Here is a 23382-nt window from a genome sequence, read left to right on the forward strand (position 1 = left end):
GTCATTTGGCTATGCGCGCGAAATTGTTGCCCGAAGCGGTTGACAAAAAAAGCGGTAGGGGGTAGAATGAAGTCAATGGGGGAGGCAGGGCACTTATGCAATGCTTTGCGTGCGTGGCGCAACTCCTGTGAGGGTCACGCACCAATTTCCAGCAGCTAGACCCAAATTGTTCCGCGAAGGGATTGACAAAACAATTGATAGTGGGTAAAATGGAGTGGATGGTGCAGGCAGGGCACAAAAGCAATGCATAAATTGCTTTAAGTGGGCAAGGGCGATCGCCTGGAGGTTTAGGAACTCGCTACAGCAATTCGATGGAAGGGGTGAAGGCAATCTGAGACTTGCAAAGGCAAAAAACCGCTTGCCTATGGCCTCGGTTGATTGCGATCGCCCCTTAAAATAAGATGAAGTTGCGATCGCGCAATTGGGTTGTCGGTGGGCATTATTCCACCCCCTGCTGCTCTCGGGGGGAGTGGATTCGGTTGGCTGACAGACCATGTTTGCCGGATTTGCCAGTAAGGCGGTTGCCTATTTCCAGGATTGTGGGAGTAGGCATCAGCCAGGATATCCCGATTCCCTGCTATAAAAGCTTAATTGAACAATCCAGAATTCACCCATGAAATCACCTGAGTTTGATTACTACGATCGCGTCAACCCAGACTTGCTCAAAGTGCTGCCCGCCGATGCCAAAGTTATCCTAGAGGTAGGCTGTGGGGCAGGAGCATTAGGGGCGCAGTACAAGCGAATTAACCCCCACTGTCACTATATTGGCATCGAACGAGAGCCAGAGGCAGCACAAGTAGCAGCGCAAAGGCTCGATGAGGTGATTGTCGCCAATGCGGAAGACCCGGAAGACCCGCGCCTCGACTTTGCACAAGAGAGCATTGACTGTTTGGTGTATGGGGACGTGCTCGAACACATGGTAGACCCTTGGGGGGTACTGCAACGTCATGCCCGGTGGTTGAAACCCGAGGGGCAAGTGCTGGCGTGCATTCCGAATATTCAACACTGGAGTGCGATCGTCAATTTGTTGCGCGGAAACTGGGAATATCAAGAGCAAGGATTGCTAGACCGCACCCACCTGCGGTTTTTCACCTTAGACGGCATCAAACAGTTATTTGCCGATGCGGGGTTGCACCCATATGAAATCCAAACCCGGGGACGCCAAGGGCAGGCATTTCAACAGTTCCAGCAAATTTTAGCCCCGGTGGTGCAGGCATTAAAAATCGACCCGGCGACCTTTGCGACGCAAACAGGGGCGCTGCAATATGTGGTGCGCGCCCAGAAATCTGCCACTGCACCGCGACGGTTGTTAATTCAGACGATTATTATGGCTCCCACGGGGTGCGATCGCCTGCGGGTATTAGAGCCAGACCGCTTTAGTGCTACCATTCCTGGAGTGCGAACCCTCTCGGGCGTCAAAACTGCCGATGTGAATTTAGCGCTCCCCCACGAAGAAAAGGTCTTTATTTGGCAGCGAACCATTTTAGACTATCCGCAAGATTTGTCCAAACTGAAAGAATTGTTGCGCCGGGGGTATTTAATTGTGGCGGAAATTGATGATGACCCCCTGCGGCGTCCGCAATACGCGAACAATCATTTTCTCAGCTACGGCGGCTGCCATTGCGTGCAAACTTCTACCGAACCCCTAGCGGCTTATTTGCGTCAGCACAATCCAAATGTGGCGGTATTTCAGAATCAGCTTGCCTATTTGCCGCCCCGCCGCGTTTATCCGGATGATGAGACTTGTACGATATTTTTTGGCGCATTGAATCGGGAAAAGGATTGGGAACCGATTATGCCGGCCCTGAATCGGGTGTTGAAAAAATATGGGGAGCGAGTGCGGGTGAAGGTGCTGCACGATGAATTGTTTTTTAACTCTTTAGATACGCAGAATAAAGAATTTCAACCGTTTTCGCCGTATGAAGTTTATCAGGAAATTTTGCATGGATGTGATGTGGCGCTGTTACCGCTGATGCCCAACCGGGTCAATGGGATGAAATCGGATTTGAAGTTTCTTGAATGTGCCGGTCATGGGGTGAGCGTGTTGGCGAGTCCCACGGTTTATGAGAAGTCAATTGAGCCAGGGGAAACCGGGTTGATTTATCATTCGCCCGAAGCGTTTGAAGTGAAGTTAGAAGGGTTGATAGAAGATGTGGAATTGCGGCGGCGATTGGCGGGGAATGCTTATGAGTGGGTGGCGCAGAATCGCTTGTTGTGCCAGCATTATCGAGAGCGGTGGGAGTGGTATTTGCAGATGCGCGATCGCCTCCCGGAATTGAATGCTGCTCTACGCGATCGCTTTCCGAAATTGTTTGAAGATTAATGCTAGGAGCCGATGAAAATTCTGTTCGCGATTGCCCATTATTTTAATCCGGATGGCGGTGGGAAACATGGTTCTCTCAGCAAAGATTCGCGATCGCGTATTATCGCCTTGAGTACCTGCATAACCCACTTGTGGGCATTGTTTGGCAAATCCCAGCGTTTGATTGATATTGCCCATGCTGTAGCAGTGCCCGTGAACAAACCCCAAGCCCACGACCTGGATATTGTTATCTGTACCACCCGAAATCATCACCTCTTGGGTCAGCTTCCCATTCCCAAGGGGGTTTATCATCATCATGCCACCCAAGCAGAACCCATGCTACTCGGGTTTGAGTGTCACGCCCTGCTGCGAGATTGCCTCGGTCGTTATGATTATTACTGTTATTTAGAAGATGATTTAATTCTGCGCGACCCGTGGCTTTTTATTAAATTAAATTGGTTTACCCAACAAGCCGGCGACCTCAACCTGCTACAGCCCAATCGCTACGAACTTTCCCCTGCCGGTGGGATTGGCAAAGCCTATATCGATGGAGAACTGGCGGCGAGAGTGACAGAACGGTTTCAAAATGTAGCGGAAAAACCAGAGTTGAAAGGGCATATTATGGAACATCCCGTGATGTTTCGCCGCACCCTAAATCCCCATGCCGGTTGCTTTTTTTTGAATGCCAAACAGATGGGGTATTGGGCGCAGCAGCCTTATTTTTTAGACCGCGATACCCGGTTTATCGGCCCATTGGAAAGTGCCGCCACCCTGGGGATTATGCGAACCTTTAGAATTTACAAACCCGCCCCGGATAATGCCAGTTTTCTGGAAATTCAGCACTTCGGCACGGCATTTTTAAGTTTAATTGGTCGGGACATTCAGGGCGGCAAAAGGTAAAGAAAACCAATTGGTCATTGGTCATTGGTTATTGGTCATTGGTCATTGGTCATTGGTCATTGGTCATTGGTTATTCAATCACAAAGACCAGGTAGGGTGTGTGACCCCCCGCACCCAATCGGTGGTGCCACAGTCAAAGGGAAACCGGGGGGTCACGCACCGACTCAACTGGGACTGACATAAAAAAAGCCAGAGACTTGCATCTCTGGCTTTTTTTATCTTGACTAATTTGATGCTGAGAAAACAGCGAATTGAGAATTAGAACAAGACAATATCGTTGAAGTTGACTTCACCGCTTGTAATGGCTGCGATCGTGGTGACCCCACTCAGACCACCGGTTGCATCGGCACCATTCGCGTCATAGAGCAAGAACCCACCATCACCGGTGTCTTGGAAGATAACGGAAGGCAGGGTGGAGTTCGCGGCAATCGAGGTGAACGAACCGGTATAAGCCGAGGTGGTGGTTACAAAGTCAATGTTGCTTCGCAGGGTTTGACCCGCACCCACTTGGAAGTTAAAGTTCTTTTGACCCACTTCTAAGTAGAACTTGTCCGTACCAGTTTCAAATGCAGTGCCAGTAGCAGAGGTGATCGTATCTCCAACTTCTCCGGTATTCGGCGTGCGGAACACGAAACCATCGAACTGCCCGGATTCGCCGACTAAGGTGTCTGTGCCTTTGAAACCTTCGAGGAAGTCACGACCTGGCTCGTCTCCCCTGAGCAGATCGTTTTTTGCGCTTCCCACTAAGCTGTCATCACCAGCGCCCCCGAGGAGAGTATCGCTGGCTTTCCCAGCGATTAGTATGTCATTCCCTTCACCCCCAATTAAGGAGTTGGTGCCGTTGCCACCGGCCAAAATATTGCCATTATTGTCCCTGAGAATGGCAAGGAGGGAGTCATCGCCTTCCCCGCCGAGCAAGGTGTTTCCGGCGGCAGCGGTGAGGAGGGTATCGCTGCTGGCATCTGCGCCGCCGTACAAGGTGCTGTTGTTACCGGAAGACCACAGGGAATCATTTCCTTTGTCTCCGGAGAGGTAGCTACTGATTCCGCTAGCGGTGAGGGTATCGCTACCTTCCCCGCCATAGAGGGTGACGCTATTTCCAGTGCCGATTAAGCTGTCATCCCCTTTGTTGCCAAAGCCAATGCTGGTGCCACCGCCGAGGGAGAGAACGTCATCATTGGCACCGGCAACCGTGTCTGCATCGGTGCCGCTGGTGCCGCCATATAAGGTATCTCGCGTCTGTGCGCTCAGCAGGGTGTCGCTGCCTTTATCACCATACAAGAGGTTGCTGCCGCTACCGGAGTCAACCACTGGGTTCCCCCCTTGACCAGAGACCACGGTGTCACCATCTTGACCACCGTACAAGGTGCTGTTGGCATAGCTGCGGGTTTCTAAATAATCGGCTCCGGTGTTTCCAAAGGCGAGGACCTGAGTCCCGAGGTTGACCAAGGTATCGTCACCCTCAGCACCGAATAAGGTTTGCCGTCCGCGCGCGCCCCCAAAGGACCACATGCTATCATCGCCCAGGCCGCCGTGAACCAGGTTGTTCCGGGGGACGCCGTTTAACGCGAGCTGGGTGCCGAGGTTCTGCCCCTGCTGGGTCGGATCCGCAAAGGTGCCGGAAAGCACGATCGGGGCATCCTGACCGAGCATGAACAGGGTGTCGTTCTCCACACCGCCGCTCAAGGTATCGCGATCGCCCACGCCGAAAACCACGTCGTTTCCTTTGTCCCCAGACAGATAGTTCCGCCCTGGATTGTTCGTCGGTCCCACGCCGCCTGCGCCGACAACGCTCACATCGGAGCCGATCGCGCCACCGACAATCACGGGATTGACGCCGCTGAATCCGGGTACCGTGTCGGGGACGAACCCACCAGCACCGCCGCCGGTACCGCCAGAACCCAGTACAACGACCTGAAGCGTGTCGTCGCCAATCCCACCCCAGAGGGTATCCTGCCCGAAGCCCGACCCACTGAGAAAGTCGTCTCCGCCGTTCCCGAAACCGAGGTTGCTGCCGCCGATCGCGTTCCCGAAGTTGAAGATATCGTCGCTATCTTGCTCCCGGTTTTCAGTCAGATTGTCGGTGCCGCCAAATACGGTATCTTGACCGAGGCTCCCTCGCGCTTCAAATCGATCTTGGCTTAAATCGCCAAAGAATAGGCTTCGCCCCGCTCGACTGACGAGGAAATCGTCGTCTTGCCCGCCATACACCGTGTCTCCCGGGCCGGCGGAAATCAGGGAATCATTTTCCGTGTTGCCAAACAACACGCTGGCACCGACGACATCGGAGATTAGAAAGTCGGAATTCGTTAGGCCCAGCACAGTGTCCGCGCCTAGTCCAAACAAACTAAGATCTAGAGTATCGCTCGTATTTGTAGGTAGTGTATCGAGTATTCTAACCATTCGTGTCTTTCACTCCTCATCTGTTTCGTTTCGTCCTGGTTTAGACTGCCTGGGCAGCTAACGTCGGAACTCCTTGGGTTCGGTTGAGTCGTCTGGTCTTTCTGTCAGCAGCAAGTCTAGCCCAATTGGGTGCTAATGTCTAGTCTGGCAAGATGGCAAACTTTTGTTGACTCTTGAGCGGACCGATTAGCATTGCTCATAGATTTTATCTTGACAAGACTGGGATGCAGGACTATCATGTGCATCCCAGAGTTCCCTAGGGTGCAAGGCCCTGGAGAGGTCTCTGTGTTTGATAGTAAATTATTTATTCACTCTATGGCATTTGACACCGGGTGGATTGCCAGAAAGTTTTCTGTCTACCGGGGCGCTAGGGTACCGGGGCGCTGGGGTAAGTAAGGCTGCAAATGATTGCGATCGCCGCTAGAGGCGATTCGGAAGCGTCTTCCCCCCCGGAAGCCATCCATACAACACTGCTTTGACAGATTCGAGGGAAAAAATTGCAAGAGGGATGTGGTTGTGGTGGATTTGCATGGGGTTGAGTTTTGGTTGCAACAGGGTCAGGAGCGCCAAGCGGCGAGACAGTGGGAGGCGGCGATCGCTTGCTATCGAGAAGCCCTCAATCGCGATCCGAACAAGCCCACAGTTCGTCGCCTACTTGCAGAAGTCTACACTCTCCAAGGCGATTTTCCGGAGGCGATCGCCCAGTGCCAAACTGCACTAAAGCTGGCACCGGATTTTGCCGAGGCTTACAAGACTCTGGGAAATGCACTGTCCAATATGGGCAACCTCCCTGCAGCCCAGCGGGCTTATTCTCGGGCTGTAGAAATTATGCCAGATTTTGCAGCGGCTCATGCCAATCTCGGCAGCGCGTTGTATCGTCAGGGACAGTTGGAGGAGGCGATCGCTTGCTACAAAAATGCGATCGCCGCTCAACCCACTCTGGCAGGCGTCCACTGGAATCTGGGACAGATTTATTCCGATTTGGGTCGGTTTGCGCAAGCGCTGGCGTCTTGGCAGCAGGCGTTAGCCCTGCAACCGCAAATGGCGGGATTTCAGTCGTATTTAAAGCTAGGCAATGGCTTGCTCGAATTGGAACGACTGGATGAGGCGATCTCATCTTACCACCGCGCGATCGCCCTGCAGCCAGATTCGGCTGAGGCTTATTCCAATCTCTCCACTGCTCTAGCAAAACAAAACCGTCTCGATGAAGCGGTGGCTTTTTTGAATCGCGCGATCGCCCTTAACCCAACCCTCCCGGGCTTGCATTTTAACCTGGGCAAAACGCTTTTGCAGCAATTCCCCAACACTCACCCCCTCATCCACCCCCGCTTTGATTCGATTGTCGAGTCTTTTTTAACGGCAATTTCCCTACAACCTGACTTTGTTGCCGCCCATCAAAGCTTATTTAATCTCCTCACCAGTCCCCCAGAAGCGGTGGAGCATTTTTCTCGCTTACGCACCGCCTCGGAACGCTATCTAACTCGATGCTCAACTCCTTATAAGATTATCGCCGCGATTCCTGCCCTCACCAACGCTTTACACGCGGGACGCAATGAATTCGCTGCGGAAACGTTTCGCCAATTGGAAACTCAAATCGCGGCGGGCTTCGATGATTTTTCGCAAAATTTCATCAAAAATCTGTACGGTCATCTCTTATATGCCCAGCCCCATCTACGAGACGATCGCAGTCGTAATTTTCAGCTCTCTCAACTGCTTGGCAAAGCAACCGCCGAACAACTCGATCGAGAACTCCAAAATCACCCCCCGGCAACCCCCGCCACAACCTTCCGGCCAAAATCACCCTCGCAGCCGCTTAAAATCGGGTTTATTTCCCCCCACTTTCGTCGCCATTCTGTAGGTTGGTGTAGTGCGGATATCCTGCGCGCCTTGTCGGAAATTTCGCCGCAGATTTATTTGTACGTCACCCATTCCCAAAAGGTTGACGATAAAACCGAACACTTCCAAAAAACTGCCGCAAAATTCTATCCCTTTCCCCAAGATTCAGACAACTCCAAACTGCAGATACTCGAGCAAATATTACAAGACGAACTCGATATTTTAGTTGACTTAGATTCTCTAACCTTTCTGCCCAATCTGGAAATTCTCTACCGCGCACCCGCGCCAGTTTGTGTGTCGTGGTTGGGATTTGATGCGCCGTTTATGTCAGAGAAAAATTACTATTTATCGGACTGGCATACCCATCCAGAAGGGATAGAACCCCACTATTGCGAGCAGTTAGTGCGGATGCCGAATTCGTTTGTGGCGGTGTCGGGATTTGCCAGGGAGGCGATCGACACAGAAGCGGCGCGCCAGAGAATGGGAATCGATTCGCAGCAGGTGGTTTACCTGTGCGTCGCACCGGGGAAAAAGCTCGATCGCCAAATGGTTCGGGCACAGATTCAGATTCTCGATCGGGTTCCCAATAGCATATTATTGCACAAAGGTCAAGGGGATCCGGCAGTGATTCGGGAGGCTTACGATCGCGCCTGTTTGGCGTCGGGGGTGGCGAGGGCGCGGGTGAAATGTGTGGGGCGATCGCCCACGGAAGAAGCGCATCGCCCTATCTACAGTATCGCCGATGTTTTATTAGATTCCTATCCCTACAATGGCGGTACCCATAACCTGGAAGCTTTATGGTTTAACTTGCCGATTGTCACCAGAACCGGCGAACAATCGCTCTCGCGCATGGGGTATTCTTTTCTCAAAACCCTGGGAATTGAGGCGGGAATCGCTTGGAGTTGGGATGACTATATCGCCTGGGGAATTCGCTTGGGCAAAGATGCCAGCTTGCGCTGGGACATCAAACAACGGTTAATCCACTCGAAGCAACCCGAAGCGTTATCTCCTTTGTGGAACCCCAAGCAGTTTGCTCGGGATATGTATGAAATATTCGAGCAATTAAGAAATCGTCTGTAGAAAACAACCCAATCCATCCAGTTATCAAGGGAGGAATTGTCAAGTTATGGCAGCATCACAGCAGGACCAGCAACATCCACAAGGAAGTCGCGATCGCGAAATTGTCAGCGCCCTGTTGACAGGAGAACCCAGCGATCGCAATTTAGCAGAATTAGGTCGGTTGCGAATTCGCTATCGCGGTTTTCCCGGAGAAAAAGAGCTGTGGGCCAATTTAGAACAAGTGCTACAGCGCTGGAATATGACCGAAGAAATGTTATTTGAAAAAACTCGGGAAATTCACAGCAAAGGTCGCGTTTATCGCATCCAAGACAACGACAGCGAAGATTGGATGTAATCTCACTGTTATTTAACAGAAAAACAAGAGGAAGGTGGGCTATCCCACCCTACTCAATACTATGCTGGATTCACCGCCGGAATTTTCAGCCACGCGGGCAGAGAATTCTCAGGCAAGGATAATTGCTCCCGATGCCGATAAAGCAGAATAGCTAATAGGCTATTTATCGCTTTCGGCGCATCCAATCCTCGCCCAATCTCGGCAGTCAATTCCGCAACCAACTGCCGTTCGGTATCGGTAAGCGGTTCATTTTGAACCCCACTTTTCATTACACTTTCATGGGCTTTACCCACATCGCTGGCATAGAACGGCTGGATTTTTTCCGGAGGAACGCTTAACCAAAATTCCGCAAATTCTTGCCGAATTTCGCGCAGTTCTGCCAGTACGGATGCGTCGGTGGGGTCGATGTAATAGAGGTTCGCGCAGCCAATCAGTCGGTTGAGAAATTCGGCAGTTAATCCAGAGTCGGAAAGGGAAGAGCCTGGGGTTACAGAGGGGTGGGGTTGATTTTGCCAGTCTCGGAACAATTGCGCGAAAACTTGGCCGATTTTTGCACCGTAGGAAGCACTATCTAAAAATGGCGGGTTGTTCTGCATTTGTTGCTGAATTTGCTGTCGATAGTGCTGGCGCAGTTGGGGATTCCTGGCGAGAGTGATGGCGAGGTTGATATAAGCTTGTTCGCTATCGGTAATTAAATCGGGCAATTGCAGTTCGCGCAGCAGTGCGCAACCTTGGCGAGAACGGAGGGTGTCTCCTTCCCAGGCGATCGCTGGAATGCCGCATCCTAGCGGATCCAACAGGGAAGTGGCTCCGCTATAGGGGTAGGAGTCGAGATAAATATCGGCAAGTTGAACGCACTTTTTGATATCCGTGGGACTGGGTAAGGTATTAATCAACACCAAACGTTTTGGGTCGATATGATACTGGGTAAATGTGGTTCGCAATCGCTCGAGAAATGCCTCGGCGGGATAGGTATTATTCCAAGCCGGACCAAAGGGATATAACACTAAAATGGAGTTCGGACAGGCGGCGATGATTTTGGCCCAGGTTTCGCTCAATTCGGGAATGATTTTGTAGAAATTGGCCCCGGAGATAAACACCACGGTGTAGTCGGTGGCACCCCAACTTGCACGGGTGGGATTCACGGTGGGTGCGGGTTGGGTGGTGGGGAAACGGAAACACAGCCCGGATCCTTCGATGTTGATCAGTTGTTCGCGATATTGAGATTGGGCGGTGGCGGCGGGTGCGGTGAGAGTCCCTGCAATGTAGCCGTCTATGTTGCGGATCCCGGTGGTGATGGGGGAGGCGATCGAGGTGACTTGCACCCGCGCTAGTCGGTGCATGACTAAATGGGTCAAGGGTTTGTTCGTATAGGTGATATTGGTGCCGATAAATAAGATATCGAGGTCATCCTCACGAATTTGTTGGACCTGTTGGCTGAGGTTTTCCGGAAGTTCGACGAAGCGGGCGCTACAACTTTGGCAATAGCGTTCTAAGCTGTTGTTATTGGTCCAAGTGGCATAGAGAATAATCTCAAACTGTTGGACATCGAGCGCTTCAAACACCGGCAGGGTGGCAAAGGTTTCGGTTGCCGGACTGAAATGGTCTCTTAAAATTCCGATGCGGATTTTTTGCCGACTGGCAGGGCGATCGCGGAAGCGATAATCGAGCGCATATCCCCGATTTTTCAGGGTAAATTCGACAATATCAGCCCATTGGACGTACAGTTCCTTCAGATTTGCGGCGTTAAAGTAAGGGTTCCGAAAGGTGGGATTATCGGTGAAAAATTCGGCCACTTTCCGCCAGACGGGGGACTGGGGATTACTGAATAGTTTGGTATGAACGTAGCGCAGCCAGTCTTGCAGGTATTGGCAGTAATTTTCCGCTTCTCCTTTCTCGTGGAAAATATTGGGAAAGGAAAACATGAATTTGATATAGTCATCAGCCAGCCATCGAGGAATCGGGGCGTTTTCATAGTTTAAATTCAGTTGATGCGGATAGCAGTAAAGCATTCCGGCGAGGAAGGATTGGATGGCGTTGGGATGCTGAAATCCTCGGGCAAGGTTGGCGGCGATTTCGCGGACGAAGGCTCGTTCGTCTGGGTTGAGGGGTTCGTCTTTGATGTTGCTTTCAAGCAGTGCTTTGTGGGTTTGTCCCAGGGTGCCGCAATAGGCAATATCGAGGGATTCGGCGGGCAAATTCAGCCATTGCCGAGCGAGTTGCTGGCGGGTTTGACGGGGGTTGCTTACAGCAGATTGCGCAGAAGGTTTGGGATGGGATTGTTCGATAGCGGAGGGGGCGGTAGAGGCGATCGCAAATTTCGCGGGTTGACGAGCTTTTTCAATTAGCACAGAACTGACGCGATCGGCCATTTTTTGCCAAGAAAATTGTTTGACTCGCTCGAATCCAGCCGCGATTAAGGTATTGCGAATTTCGGGTTTCTGAATTTGCAATAGGGCGTTTGCCATTGCAGCCGTGTCATTATCTTTAACATAAATTACTGCTTGTCCTGCCACTTCTGGAATTGCCCCATTGGGACAGGTAATCGCGGGACAACCACAAGCCATCGCTTCGAGCAATGGCAACCCAAATCCTTCATATTTGGAAGGATAAATCAGGGCGATCGCACCGGAATAAGCAATGCGTAATTCTTCGTCATGCAGTGGAATAACGCGAACGTTCGTTTCTCGCGCATAAACTTGGAATTCGGGTTCTAATTCGGCTTTTCCGCCTACACAGACAATCTCAAAGGTGTTGCAGTTCGGTACTTCAGCAAGGGATTTAAAGAATAACAGGGCATTTTTATAGTGATTGAGATTACCGCGACTGCCCACGAGTAAAAAATAGGGTTTGGAGATGCTGTATTTGGATTTAAACTGCTGGATTTCTTCCGGGGTGGCGGGGGAAAAGTAGCTGGATATTCCACAATGAGCAACGGTGATGCAATCTGGGGGAATCTGGGGCCAAAAACGAACGAGATCGCGAGCGGTATTTTTGGAGATGGTAATGTAGGCACAGGCATGACGAATTCCATACTGTTTCTCGCGCCACATGGGATCGCAGAGATTGGCTCGAGACAGTTCGGGAATCATGTCGTAAGCCATGAAGACTGAGGGGGTGGAGAGGGGAGTGGTGTAGTAGGTGGAGATAAAGATATCGGCGTTTTCTTCGTCGCAGATGCTCTGCAACATGGCGCGATCGCTGTCGGTATTGTTGTAATCGTAAGCCGGAATGCAGAGATATTTGATGCCCGGAATTCTCGGGGCGGTACCCACGCGATCGAGGAATAAAATTTGCTTGGCAAAGCCTGTTTTTACCCATTCTTGCAGCAGGGCGTGCCAGACTCGAGCGATACCGGTTTGGTTGATTTGATAAAATATCCCGTCTACAATAACTTTGACGGGTTTATTGGCGGTTTTCATCGGCGCGCGATCGGTCATTTCTTCTAGACGCTCTAGTAATAATTGATTGGAGAATTTATCGGCGATCGTTTTCCGTGCTGCTTCTCCCAATTGGCGACAAAGTTGGGGATTGCGGAATAACTCGATGGTGTATTTGGCAAATTCTTCGGCGTTTTTGGCCACAAATCCATCGATTCCATGTTGGATCGGACAACGTTGTGCAACATTTTCCAATACTACCACCGGCAAGCCATGAGCCATTGCTTCGAGTACCTTGAGCTGTTGACCCGTTCCCCCAAGCATCGGGCAAATGGCAAAGCGGCTTTCCTGATAAAATTTTTCCAAATCGGGAACGAAACCGAGTAATTGGGTTCCCCTGGTTGGAGACAAAAATTTACCTCCATCACCAATAACGTTAAGTACGAATTCCGGTACTTCAGCTAATACGCGCGGCAGAACTTTGGCGACAAAATATATATACGCTTGGTAATTAAACGCATTCGGGCCAATGGCAAATACCGGATTGCCACGGTAGGTATTCTCGGTGTCTTTTACTTCAAAAGTGAAGGGGATATGAATGACTTGAGTTTGCGAGGTATGTTCTTCAATCAGCTTTTGTTCTTGAGGCGTAATGGCAATCGTGCAGTCGTAACTATCGTATATTTTATACTCTTTTTCATCTACGCTCAAGCCCCGCTTGTTAAAAAAGTTTTCATCCAAAAATTCCCCATCAATCTGACGCCTTGCCAAAAAGCTAGAGACTAAACCTGCCATTTTTTGATTTAAGCTCAACAAATCCAAGGTGTCGATAATCCTCAGGGCAGACTTGAACTCATCTGCGATCGCCAGTTCTCCCCAAAACGCATAATTAATCACCACTATATCCGGTTGTAAGCGGTGGAAAAGCTGGCGAAAATGTTCCCGCAGACCCGGGGAATACATATTCCACCACTGACGTCCTCCGGTTTTGCGGAATTCTTCCTCTACAAATTGGCGATCGCCCTGACTCACTTGATGAATATCTACTTTGATTCCCACTTCTCGCTCTAACTGGGGGATGTTTTCCTCCGTCCAAGCAATATTCGTAAACAAGTTGGAACTAAATAACGTTACTTCATACCCTAATTCTTTCAACCCGTTGATGACCAACAAGCATCGTCTATCCGAGGCATATCGCGGCGGATAAACATAATTTTGGTAGGCAACTAGCGCTTTTTTAGGCAAGGGTTCTTTGGGGTTTGACTCTGCCCGATCGGGTGATTGTTTGTTGGCGTTTAAATCGCCTTTTTCTAAAATTTTATATATAAAATACCGCAGGTCATCCGGGCTGATTTCTTTTCTCAAGTCAAGCTTCTGTTCTGCTGCTATAAGATTAAATAACTCCGAATTTTGAAAAGCCAGGGTTTCAATAAAATCCGCTCGAACTTGTTCTTTGACATACTCATCTACTTGGTTGGATTTTAGCACCACATCAAGTAGGTCTTTTACTAAACCAGAATAGGGCTTCTGCCTTTTTAACTTGGCTTGTTTTACCTCTTCTAAAGACCCTTGACTTTCGTGCAGTCGATAAAAAAATAAAGGTTCATCTATTTTAGCAAATTCGCCCAATAAATTGAGTTCCTGCAAAATAATTACATCCGCACCATACTTATCTAGCAGTAAATTTGTTTTGAGGAGTGCCCCCCGCCGAATTAAGCTATAAATCGTGTACCAACCTGCTTTGGCAATGAGCTGATGACTTCTCTGCACCAAATTCATCCCCACAGTGGCTACATTTTTTTTCTGAGGATGAGATGTCCAGTCGGTTTTCACGCTCCCTTTTTCATCGATGAAAACCACTTCACTACAGCACAGTACAGCCTTGGGGTTATTTTCTAATCCCTCGACACATTTCCCAATAAATTTTCTCTCCCAAAAATCATCATGGGCAGCCCACATAAAGTATTTACCGTTAGAGAGTTCAAATACTTTATTAAAATTATTGGTTGACCCAATATTGTCGGAATTTCTGTAATATTGAATCCGGCTATCTTTCCCGGCATATTCCTGACAAATTTCGGGGGTATTGTCTGTAGAGGCATTGTCGGAAATAATCAATTCAAAGCAAGCGTAATCCTGTGCCAGCAGTGAATCTAGTGCTTGCCGCAGGTAGCGATCGCCGTTGTACACCGGCATTCCAATACTGACTAACGGTTGATTCTCTTGCATCTACTTTCCCTCTCTTCTTTGACTGATTATTTTCTGTACAACCACGCCCCAGGCCAATGAGTGACATTTTCCGTTAATTCACTCTCATTAAACGGCCAAATCGGTGGTTTTAATCCAAACTCGGGATGCTTTTGTGCAAACTCTGCTGCCGCCGCTTTTGGGTTATCCCAGCTCCATTCTTGATGACCGCGCGGAACGTCAGTCAGGTCCTCCATAATGCCATCAGTTGCCACCAAATACGAGCCAGGAGTTACCAAATCGCAGTACGCTTCTAATTCGGCTAAAACATGCTGCTTGGTGTGGCATGAATCGAGAATCACCATAACAACTTCCCCGGGGCGAATTAGGGATTTCACTTTATCAACGATCGCCGCTTCTATCGAACTTCCTTCTACCAGCGTAATCAGAGGAAACAGTTCGTGTTCTTCAATCGCTTTTCGATTATGCGGTCGAATCTCGATATCAATCCCGATGACCCGTCCTTTGCCCATCGCTTTACATAAACTGGCATAGTAAATCAGCGACCCCCCATGCGCCACGCCGGTTTCTATAATAACATCCGGTTTGACCGCATAAATCGCTTCCGATATGCGAATCATATCTTCGGGCAACTGAATTATCGGTCTTCCCATCCAGCTAAAGGTATAGGTATATTTTTGGTTCCAGCCAACTTTCAACCATTCGCGCGAAATCAATTCAAAGGCTTCTTTAGAATAAAGGTTAAGACATCTCTGAAAGCCCTCTACTTCTTCAATCAGTTCTCTGGTTTCTGTATCTATGATTAATTTCATTACTCTACGCTAATTAATTCCTCTCGTGTTTTCCACCAAGCCATTGTTTCTTCTAATCCCGTGGTTAAATCGTATGTTGGTTGCCAGCCAACCTCTCGGGTCAACCGCCGAATGTCTGCCACCAGTAAGGGGGGGTCGTTGGCAGAAGCGCGAATCGCTCCGAGTTCGATCGCTTCGGGCCGATTCAGCTTTTGCGCGATGTTTTCGATTATATCCTTTAATGCCACGGGTTTTCCCGAAGCGATGTTAAGCGCACCGACAACCTGACTCTCTAACAGAGTAACAAACGCATCTGCCACGTCTTTAACGTAGAGGAAATCGCGAATTTGATTGCCATGAGAGCAACGGGCGGTTTTTCCTTGCAGTAGGGAACGAATTACGTAAGGAACCAGGCGATCGCCTGGTTCGCGATCGCCGTAAGCAAAAAATATCCGTCCCCACGCGGCACTCATTTCCACTTGTTTGGCAAATGCCAAAACCATATTTTGTAAGGAGTTTTTACAAATTCCATAAACGGTACTCGGTAACAGGGGGGTCACTTGCTCCGAACAGTACCCATAATTCCAATCGTACTCGGCGCAAGTGCCTGCTATGACCACTCGCTGTCCCCCATTTCGGCGAAATTCCTGCAACAAATGCAAACTCGCTTGCACCCATCGAAAATTTTCCAGGGAGGTCCAGTATTTTCCCGGTACGGCATACCACGCCAAGTGCAATAGGTGACTCGGTTTCACTTTCTCCATTAACTCAGAAACTTGCGAGCTATCTAACAAATTTACTTGATACCAATAGCAGCCTCCAGAATCTTTTCCTACCTCTTTTGAAGACACCGCATGAACTTCATATCCCTTGGCTAATAATAAAGGCAAACAGGGGGTTCCGATAAATCCAGTTCCGCCGGTTACTAATACTCTTTTCATCCCCTAAAATCTTCGTATTGGCAATCTCTTGGCGAGATAATTCGCTTCCCCGTTTCAGGCCATTTTATGCCAAAAGCGGAATCGTTCCACCTCACGCCTCGACCCGATTCGGGATGATAAAATTCGGACATCTGATAGAATACCTCGCTGTTATCTTGCAAAGTTTGAAACCCATGCGCGAATCCTTCGGGAATGTAAGCCATTCGGCGGTTTTCTTCTGTCAGTTCCACCGCTACCCACTGTTTGAAAGTCGGCGATTCTGGACGCATATCTATCATTACATCATAAATCGCGCCTCGGGTACATCGGACTAATTTCGCCTCTTCATAGGGTTTGATTTGATAGTGCATCCCTCGCAGGGTTCCCTTTTTGTTGTTAAAGGATAGACTGCACTGGACTAACTGGGAATTTAAGCCCCGTTTTTTAAATTCTTCTTGGCACCACGTCCGGGCAAAAAATCCCCGCTCGTCTGCTAATCGTTCGGGTTCGATGATGTATGCGCCTTTCAGTTTCGTTTCGGTAAAAATCATGGCAGATAAACTGGAAAATTATCGAACCTTATCAGACTATTTTTAACTCGGGAATGGGAATAATAAACCGACCACCAAGCTGTCGATACTCGGCTTGTTGTTCGAGGATTTCTTCGGCAAAATTCCAGGTTAATAATAGGACGTAATCTGGCATTTTTTGGGTCAGAATTTTGGGGGGATAAATGGGCAGATGAGTTCCCGGGGTGTAGTGTCCTTGTTTGATGGGGCTGCGGTCTACGACGAAATCGAGGGTTTCTTTACCGAGGCCAAAGTAATTGAGTAGGGTGCTGCCTTTAGCGGAAGCTCCATAAACGGCTATGGTTTTATTTTGATTTTTTAAATCGCGCAGCAGGGACAGAATTTTATCCCGTTGATGTTCGACTTCTCGGGCAAATTTCTGGTAAATTTCCCGGGAGTTGACGCCCCAGTTTGCTTCCTGTTGAAGCAGTTGGGAAACGCGGGTCGATCGCGCGTCTTTGCCTGCTGCTTTTTTGGCAACAAACAGCCGCAATGAACCGCCGTGAATGGGCAGTTGTTCCACATCCACAACGTTCAGTCCGTGCCGCTGAAATAGTCCATCGAGAGCGGTGAGAGAAAAATAACAGAGATGTTCGTGATAGATGGTATCAAATTCTACTCCTTCGATTAACTCTTTCACGTAGGGAACTTCTATCACCGCGATTCCCCGGTCTTTGAGCAGTAAATTCATGCCTGCCACAAATCCATTTAAGTCAGCCACATGGGCGAGGACGTTATTGGCGTGAATGATATCGGCTTTTTCTCCCCGGGTTATCAATTCCTGCGCTAATTCTGTGCCAAAAAACTCGCTAATGGTGCGAATTCCTCGCTGTTTTTGAGCAATTTTGGCAATGTTTTCTGCGGGTTCTATGCCGAGGACGGGGATGCCTTGTTGCTGATAATATTGCAGCAGGTAGCCGTCATTGCTGGCAATTTCCACGGCGAGGCTGTGGCGGTGTAAATGGCGATCGCCTATCAATCGCTTGACGAGACTTTCGGCATGACGCAAGACGGTATCGGAAAAGGAAGAAAAGTAAACGTAATCCCGAAATAGCTGCTCGGGCGGCAGGGTTTCGGTAATCTGCACCAAGGTGCAGTGGGGGCAAAATGCCAGATCGAGGGGATAAGTGGGTTCGGGTTGGTTGAGTTGTTCGGCGGTAAGCAAGGCATTGGCGAGGGGAGTTTTGCCCAAAGACAGAACCAATTCTAGCTCAGTTTTCCCGCAGGAACGACAAGCAAAATTAGGCATTTGCCGCACCTCCTGTTGCAGACCCCAGAAAATTTTTGTACCATTCAATCGTGTGCTGCAATCCTTCTTCGAGGGAGAATAACGGATGCCAATTTAACAGTTTTCTGGCTTTAGCCGCACTTAAGGATTGATAGCGAATTTCGTTGGTCGCTTCCCCGCGAATTTCTGGCTCTAAATCCGAACCCATTAAGCTTAAAATTCGATTGACTAATTCGAGAACTGTCACCTGAGTTTCATTAGAAAAATTGAAGGCTTGACCGCTCAAGTCGGGGTTGTGGGCGAGTTCCTCGGCGAGGAGGGTGTAGGCGGCGGCCCCATCTTCGACGTAGAAGTAGTCTCGGATGTAGTGTCCGTCGGATCGGATGATGGGGCGATCGCCACGCAATACTGCTCGAATGGTTCCCGGGACGAGGCGGTTCCAATTCAAATCACCGCCGCCATAAAAGTTACCACAACGGGTAATTGCCACGGGCAAATCATAGGTTTTGGCATACGCTTGGGCAATGAGATCGGCACAGGATTTGCTGACATCATAGGGATGACACCCGAGGAGGGGGGTTTCTTCGTCGTAGGGAAGTTGTCGGGCTTCGCCATAGGCTTTATCTGAGGAGGCGAGGACGATGTGCTCGACGGTGGGGCTGTGCCGACAAGCTTCTAATAACGACCAAGTGCCTGCAATGTTGGTCTCGAAGGTGGAAATGGGATTGCGGTTGGCGATCGCTACGATGGTTTGTGCGGCCAAATGAATCACTGTGTCGATTTCGTATTCTCCCAAAATCCGCTCTAACAGCATCCGATCTTGTACGTCTCCACGCACCACTTTCACCTTCTCGATCGCTTGACTGCTGACCAGTTCGCTTTGCGGTACCCAATCGCGCACTAGACAAACCACATCAGCTCCCAATTCTATCAGTCGCTTCACCAACCAACCGCCCACTAAACCCGTACCACCAGTAACGAAGGTGGGACGATTCTGCCAAAAGTGATTTGCCGCTATCTTTGTTATTCCCATACTTTCCACGGTGGATTTCCACTTTGCCAAAGGCTTTCCAACAGTCGCACGTCGCGCAGGGTGTCCATACATTGCCAGAAACCCTCGTGGCGATAGGCAGCCAATTGCCCTGCTTGTGCTAAGCGTTCCAATCCTTGGGCTTCTAAACTGCTATTATCTCCCTCCAAATACTCAAAAATGCCTGGTTCTAATACCAGAAACCCCCCATTAATCCACCCTTCTCCAATTTGTGGTTTTTCGGTGAATTTCCCCACTAAATCGCCGTCAAAAATAATCCCCCCAAATCGGGCGGGCGGGCGCACGGCGGTTAAGGTTGCCAGTCGTCCTCTAGACCGATGAAACTCCAGTAACTCGTTTAAATTGATGTCACTGACGCCATCGCCGTATGTTACCATAAATGTTTCTTTTTTCAACCAAGGCTGCAAGCGCTTCACTCGACCCCCTGTCAGGGTGTTCAATCCGCTTTCTATCAGGTGGACGGTCCAATCTTCGCATTGATTCTGATGAACTTTAACCTTGCCTTTGGCCAGATTAACGGTCATACTGCCGTTCAAGGCGTAGTAATCCAAAAAATAGCGCTTGATGACTTCCCCTTTATAGCCTAAGGCAATGAAAAATTCCTTCAACCCGTAGTGGGCATAAGATTTCATAATGTGCCAGAGGATGGGTCGCTCACCAATTTCGACCATTGGTTTGGGCTTAACTTCGGTTTGTTCGGCGAGGCGCGTGCCTAAACCCCCGGCGAGAATGATGACTTGCATCGAACCTATTGCTTGCGACAATGACTTCGGTTGTTGAAAAATTTCGTATTCGCTCGTTTCGCTGATTCCATTGCTGAAGTTTCTAACTCGGAGAATTTGCGCTTCATTTTCTCGGCAATGTTAGTCTGGACGCGCGAATACAGTGGGTATTACTCGGTGGGCGATCGCATCAGAGAGCATCCGTTTTTCTGAACCTACACTGCTCTACCTTTCTCTCATGGGCTTTTCCTTAAATCGAGAAAAAATAGCGACGAAAAGTCGATTTTGCCATCGCCTTCCCGAGGTTCTCTCTACCCCACTCGCTCTAAATATTCGTGGATATCTTCGCGGATCCGCGTCAGTTCGGCTTCGGTGCTGATGCGGATGCGATCGTCGCGCAGGGTAATCAGCACTTTGGCGGAAAAGGGGGTGGGGTAAATATTCGGATTGCAGAAAATCTCTAAAAAAACCTCCCCGGTATGCCGATATTCCATCGGTTGCTGCGGTTGGGGTCTGCCACCGCCGGCCCCGGGTGCGGCAAAAGCAGCGATCGCTTTTAACCGCTGCATCAAGTCGTCCAGGGCTTCTTTTAATTCCCTGGCGGCTTCTGGGGTAAAGCGAAAGGACACCGATCCTTCGCCTAAATTTAGCGTTAACTGAGAATCAGACATGAACCATTCTTGTAAATACCCTGCTACTTTATCCTACTGGGGAATGGGAACACTGTTGCGCCTAATCTCCTGAATCTCCAAATGTCGTACAATCTTCTTAGCTGTGGAGGACAAACTTGTGGCGACAGATAATCGTGCGGAAGTTCGCAAGGTTCTGCTGATCACCCTAGCCCTGAATCTGGTGGTGATGGCGATTAAAGCGGTGGTGGGAACCCTGACGGGTTCTCTGAGTCTGCTGGCTGATGCATTGCACAGCGTCACCGATAGCGCCAATAATGTTTTGGGTCTGGTGACGAATCACTGGGCTTCGCCTCAACCCGATCGCGAACATCCCTACGGACACCAAAAGTTCGATGCTTTGGGCGCTTTGGGCATTGCGGCTTTTTTGGGGGTGGCCTGTTTTGAAATCCTCCAAGGTGCGGTCGATCGCATCTTTTCTGAGAGCAAGTCGGTGAATATTTCCCCGGGTCAGTTGTGGATCCTCCTGGTGGTCCTGGGTATCAATATTTTTGTGGCATTCTACGAACGTCGTGTGGGTCAGCGCATCGGGAGCAGTATTCTGGTCGCTGATGCCAAACATACCATGAGCGATGTCTGGGTGACGATTCTGGTGATTGCTGGGTTGATTGGGGTTTGGCAAGGACGAGTTCACGATTTGCCTGAGTTACAATGGCTCGATATCGTCCTGGCTTTCCCGGTGGCGCTGCTGGTGTTTCGCAGTGGGTGGGAGGTGTTGCAGGAAAATCTTCCTTGGTTGGTGGATGAGGTGGCGATCGCCCCGGAAGCCGTTCACGCGATCGCTATGCAGGTTCCCGAGGTGATTAACTGTCACGATATCGCCTCTCGCGGAATGGTGGGACGTCAGGTGTTTATCGAAATGCATATGGTGGTGGATGCCCATGACGTGAAAACTGCCCATGAAATTACCGAAAAAGTGGAAGCCCTTCTCTCGGCTAAATTCTCCCCCGCCCGGATTTTAATCCACATCGAACCCCCAAGCTACCAATCCGAAAGCATTGGTTATGCTTCCAATCCGGATCGCAAACCCGATTAACTCCCTCCCCCAAATGCACTTTCCCTGTCTCCTCTGCATGATTCTGTTCGCATAAATTTAGCAGTTTTCCACAGAAACGCAGACTTTTCCACAGCTCTAACCGGGGTTTTCCACAACCGCGATCGCCCTTTTTTATCCCCGCCATCCATCCAAACCCCGCTGACCTTTCTCCCCTTTTCGAACACCACGGATGGCTTTTGCGTTTTCCATTGTCCCAGAGGCGATAAATCGCGTCTCTACCAGCGGGGTAGTCGGAAGCTTCTCTAACCCGATCGTTGAAAAACGGTATAAGCCTTTTATCTTAACCTTTCCCCTTCGCCAATAGCCAGCGGCAAGCGGTTTGAAAAATTCTTTTGTATATTAAAAGGTGCCGTTATCCCCTAACCAGTGCGTACCGATGACTCCTCTGTCATTCTTAACCGATCGCGTTGCTGTGCTGGCAACGAAGCACCACAAGGAGCAAGCGATCGCTCCGCTTTTGCATCGGCAATTCAACCTGCAAGTTATCGTTCCTCCAGAGTTCGATACCGATGCGTTCGGCACGTTCACCCGGGAGGTGAAACGTCTCGGCACCCAAATCGAAGCGGCTCGATTGAAAGCAAAAAAAGCAATGTCTTTGACGGGAGAAACCCTCGCTCTCGCCAGTGAAGGCACCTTTGGCCCTCATCCCGCTATCCCCTACATCCCGCACAATCGCGAAATCATTCTGTTACTCGATACCGCTAACGATTTAGAAATTATCGCTGAAGAAGTCTCCACAGAAACCAACTACGCTCATCAGCTTGTTTCTACCCCCGAACAAGCCTATTCTTTCGCTCAAAGCGTTGGCTTCCCAGACCATGCTTTGGTGGTGATTGTCGGGGATGCCGCGCGCGGTGACGGGGAAATTATCAAGGGAATTACCACTGAAGAACAACTCTTTGAGGCAGTGGAATTTGCCCGGAAACGCTCTTCTGATGGTCGGGTTCATCTGGAAACTGATATGCGGGCAATGTACAATCCCACGCGCATGAAGGTTATCGCAAAAGCAACTGAGAATTTAATTCAAAAGCTGCACCAATTTTGCCCGCAATGTTCTTGGCCTGGATTTGATGCGATCGCCCGCCAACCGGGTTTACCCTGCCAACTTTGCCAGCTTCCCACTCCCCTGACGCGATCGCTGATTTATCACTGCCAAAAATGTGGCTTGCGCGAAGAAAAGCTCTATCCCGATGGCCGCCAAACTGCCGACCCTACCTACTGCCACTACTGCAATCCCTAGCAAGTCTGGCAGGTCTTAACCCCGATCGATCGCCTTTCCGGAATTTATACCGATGGGAGGATGCGACCAAAACATCATCCCTGGTATCACTAAATACAGTTACATCAATGGCAAAAGGAGATTTAATCTTGGCAAATCTGACTCAAGAAAAATGCTCGGCGTGCAATAAGGATTCTAAACCGATCTCTCAAGAAGAAATCGCCGAACTCAAACCGCAAGTTCCCGAGTGGAATATCAAAGAAGTGGACGGCCAATCTCGTCTGGAACGCACTTACAAATTGGACAATTTTAAACAGGCCCTCGATATGACCAACAAAGTTGGCGAACTTGCCGAGTCAGAAGGGCATCACCCCGCTTTGTTGACCGAGTGGGGGAAGCTTACTGTGACTTGGTGGACTCACGCAATTTCGGGTTTGCACCGCAATGATTTTATCATGGCCGCCAAAACCGATAATCTGGCCTCTTAAGTTTTCCTCCCCTCGGAATTCCCCATCGGGTGGGCAATGCCTACCCGATGGCTTAGGTGGGCTGGGAAAATGGCGATCGCACTTGACAAGGGAAATGAGCATCGGGTAAAATCTAGCTGATGGTGCATCCAGGACGTTAATGCAATGCATAGCTTGCTTAACTGCCCTGCCTGCACCATCGAGTTTCACCTCCTATTTTATCATT

Annotated in this window: 17 protein-coding genes; 8 read left to right on the top strand and 9 right to left on the bottom strand. The window is 49.7% G+C overall.

The window, feature by feature from the left end:
* Positions 1–613 precede the first annotated feature (613 nt).
* Together AC0QH1_RS25130 and AC0QH1_RS25135 are read left to right on the top strand one after the other, a co-directional pair.
* Positions 614–2323 carry a methyltransferase domain-containing protein gene (locus AC0QH1_RS25130; RefSeq protein ID WP_324634163.1) on the top strand — a complete coding sequence of 570 codons (1710 nt, stop codon included), beginning with the start codon at positions 614–616 and terminating at the stop codon, positions 2321–2323.
* 12 nt (positions 2324–2335) lie between these two features.
* On the top strand, positions 2336–3202 hold the full coding sequence (locus AC0QH1_RS25135; protein ID WP_324634164.1) for a calcium-binding protein: 867 nt from the start codon (positions 2336–2338) through the stop codon (positions 3200–3202).
* A 258-nt stretch (positions 3203–3460) separates the two neighbouring features.
* Here the strand turns inward: AC0QH1_RS25135 and AC0QH1_RS25140 are convergent, their stop codons facing one another.
* Complete coding sequence (locus tag AC0QH1_RS25140; protein ID WP_324634166.1) at positions 3461–5524, bottom strand: calcium-binding protein; 2064 nt, start codon at positions 5522–5524, stop codon at positions 3461–3463.
* Positions 5525–6121: 597 nt separating this feature from the next.
* On the opposite strand from AC0QH1_RS25140, the gene AC0QH1_RS25145 reads away from it, so the two are divergent.
* Positions 6122–8521, top strand: coding sequence for a tetratricopeptide repeat protein (locus AC0QH1_RS25145; protein WP_324634167.1), 2400 nt, complete (start codon positions 6122–6124; stop codon positions 8519–8521).
* A gap of 46 nt (positions 8522–8567) precedes the next feature.
* Positions 8568–8855, top strand: coding sequence for a DUF3288 family protein (locus AC0QH1_RS25150; protein ID WP_324634168.1), 288 nt, complete (start codon positions 8568–8570; stop codon positions 8853–8855).
* Positions 8856–8914: 59 nt separating this feature from the next.
* Here the strand turns inward: AC0QH1_RS25150 and AC0QH1_RS25155 are convergent, their stop codons facing one another.
* From AC0QH1_RS25155 to rfbF, 7 genes are read right to left on the bottom strand one after another with little or no spacing between them, the layout of a single operon-like run.
* The gene (locus AC0QH1_RS25155; protein WP_324634170.1) at positions 8915–14464 is read right to left on the bottom strand and encodes a glycosyltransferase; all 5550 of its coding nucleotides are present in this window, start codon (positions 14462–14464) and stop codon (positions 8915–8917) included.
* Between the two features lie 26 nt (positions 14465–14490).
* Positions 14491–15255, bottom strand: a complete 765-nt coding sequence (locus tag AC0QH1_RS25160; RefSeq protein WP_324634171.1) for a cephalosporin hydroxylase family protein — start codon at positions 15253–15255, stop codon at positions 14491–14493.
* Positions 15255–16175 (bottom strand): NAD-dependent epimerase/dehydratase family protein, encoded by a 921-nt coding sequence (locus tag AC0QH1_RS25165; protein ID WP_324634172.1) that lies wholly within the window; start codon positions 16173–16175, stop codon positions 15255–15257. Before AC0QH1_RS25165 ends, AC0QH1_RS25160 begins: the two co-directional genes overlap by 1 nt.
* Complete coding sequence (gene rfbC / locus AC0QH1_RS25170; protein ID WP_324634173.1) at positions 16172–16705, bottom strand: dTDP-4-dehydrorhamnose 3,5-epimerase; 534 nt, start codon at positions 16703–16705, stop codon at positions 16172–16174. The genes AC0QH1_RS25165 and rfbC overlap by 4 nt, the downstream gene beginning before the upstream one ends.
* Positions 16706–16736: 31 nt before the next feature.
* A complete protein-coding gene (locus tag AC0QH1_RS25175; RefSeq protein ID WP_324634174.1) occupies positions 16737–17972 on the bottom strand; it encodes a class I SAM-dependent methyltransferase in 1236 nt (411 codons plus the stop codon).
* On the bottom strand, positions 17965–18984 hold the full coding sequence (locus AC0QH1_RS25180) for a GDP-mannose 4,6-dehydratase (protein WP_324634182.1): 1020 nt from the start codon (positions 18982–18984) through the stop codon (positions 17965–17967). Before AC0QH1_RS25180 ends, AC0QH1_RS25175 begins: the two co-directional genes overlap by 8 nt.
* The gene (gene rfbF, locus AC0QH1_RS25185; RefSeq protein ID WP_324634175.1) at positions 18975–19745 is read right to left on the bottom strand and encodes a glucose-1-phosphate cytidylyltransferase; all 771 of its coding nucleotides are present in this window, start codon (positions 19743–19745) and stop codon (positions 18975–18977) included. The genes AC0QH1_RS25180 and rfbF overlap by 10 nt, the downstream gene beginning before the upstream one ends.
* A 33-nt stretch (positions 19746–19778) precedes the next feature.
* On the opposite strand from rfbF, the gene AC0QH1_RS25190 reads away from it, so the two are divergent.
* Entirely contained in the window at positions 19779–19937 is a 159-nt protein-coding gene (locus AC0QH1_RS25190) for a hypothetical protein (protein WP_324634176.1), read from the top strand.
* A gap of 98 nt (positions 19938–20035) precedes the next feature.
* Here the strand turns inward: AC0QH1_RS25190 and AC0QH1_RS25195 are convergent, their stop codons facing one another.
* Positions 20036–20395, bottom strand: coding sequence for a hypothetical protein (locus AC0QH1_RS25195; protein ID WP_324634177.1), 360 nt, complete (start codon positions 20393–20395; stop codon positions 20036–20038).
* Between the two features lie 118 nt (positions 20396–20513).
* On the opposite strand from AC0QH1_RS25195, the gene cdf31 reads away from it, so the two are divergent.
* The 3 genes from cdf31 (at position 20514) to AC0QH1_RS25210 (ending at position 23177) form a co-directional block, all read left to right on the top strand.
* Positions 20514–21449, top strand: a complete 936-nt coding sequence (gene cdf31 / locus AC0QH1_RS25200) for a CDF family zinc efflux transporter Cdf31 (protein WP_324634178.1) — start codon at positions 20514–20516, stop codon at positions 21447–21449.
* A gap of 397 nt (positions 21450–21846) precedes the next feature.
* Positions 21847–22710 carry a DUF6671 family protein gene (locus tag AC0QH1_RS25205; RefSeq protein WP_324634179.1) on the top strand — a complete coding sequence of 288 codons (864 nt, stop codon included), beginning with the start codon at positions 21847–21849 and terminating at the stop codon, positions 22708–22710.
* A gap of 107 nt (positions 22711–22817) precedes the next feature.
* Positions 22818–23177, top strand: coding sequence for a 4a-hydroxytetrahydrobiopterin dehydratase (locus AC0QH1_RS25210; RefSeq protein ID WP_324634181.1), 360 nt, complete (start codon positions 22818–22820; stop codon positions 23175–23177).
* Positions 23178–23382: the final 205 nt, after the last annotated feature.

Source organism: Phormidium sp. CCY1219 (genome assembly GCF_055795085.1).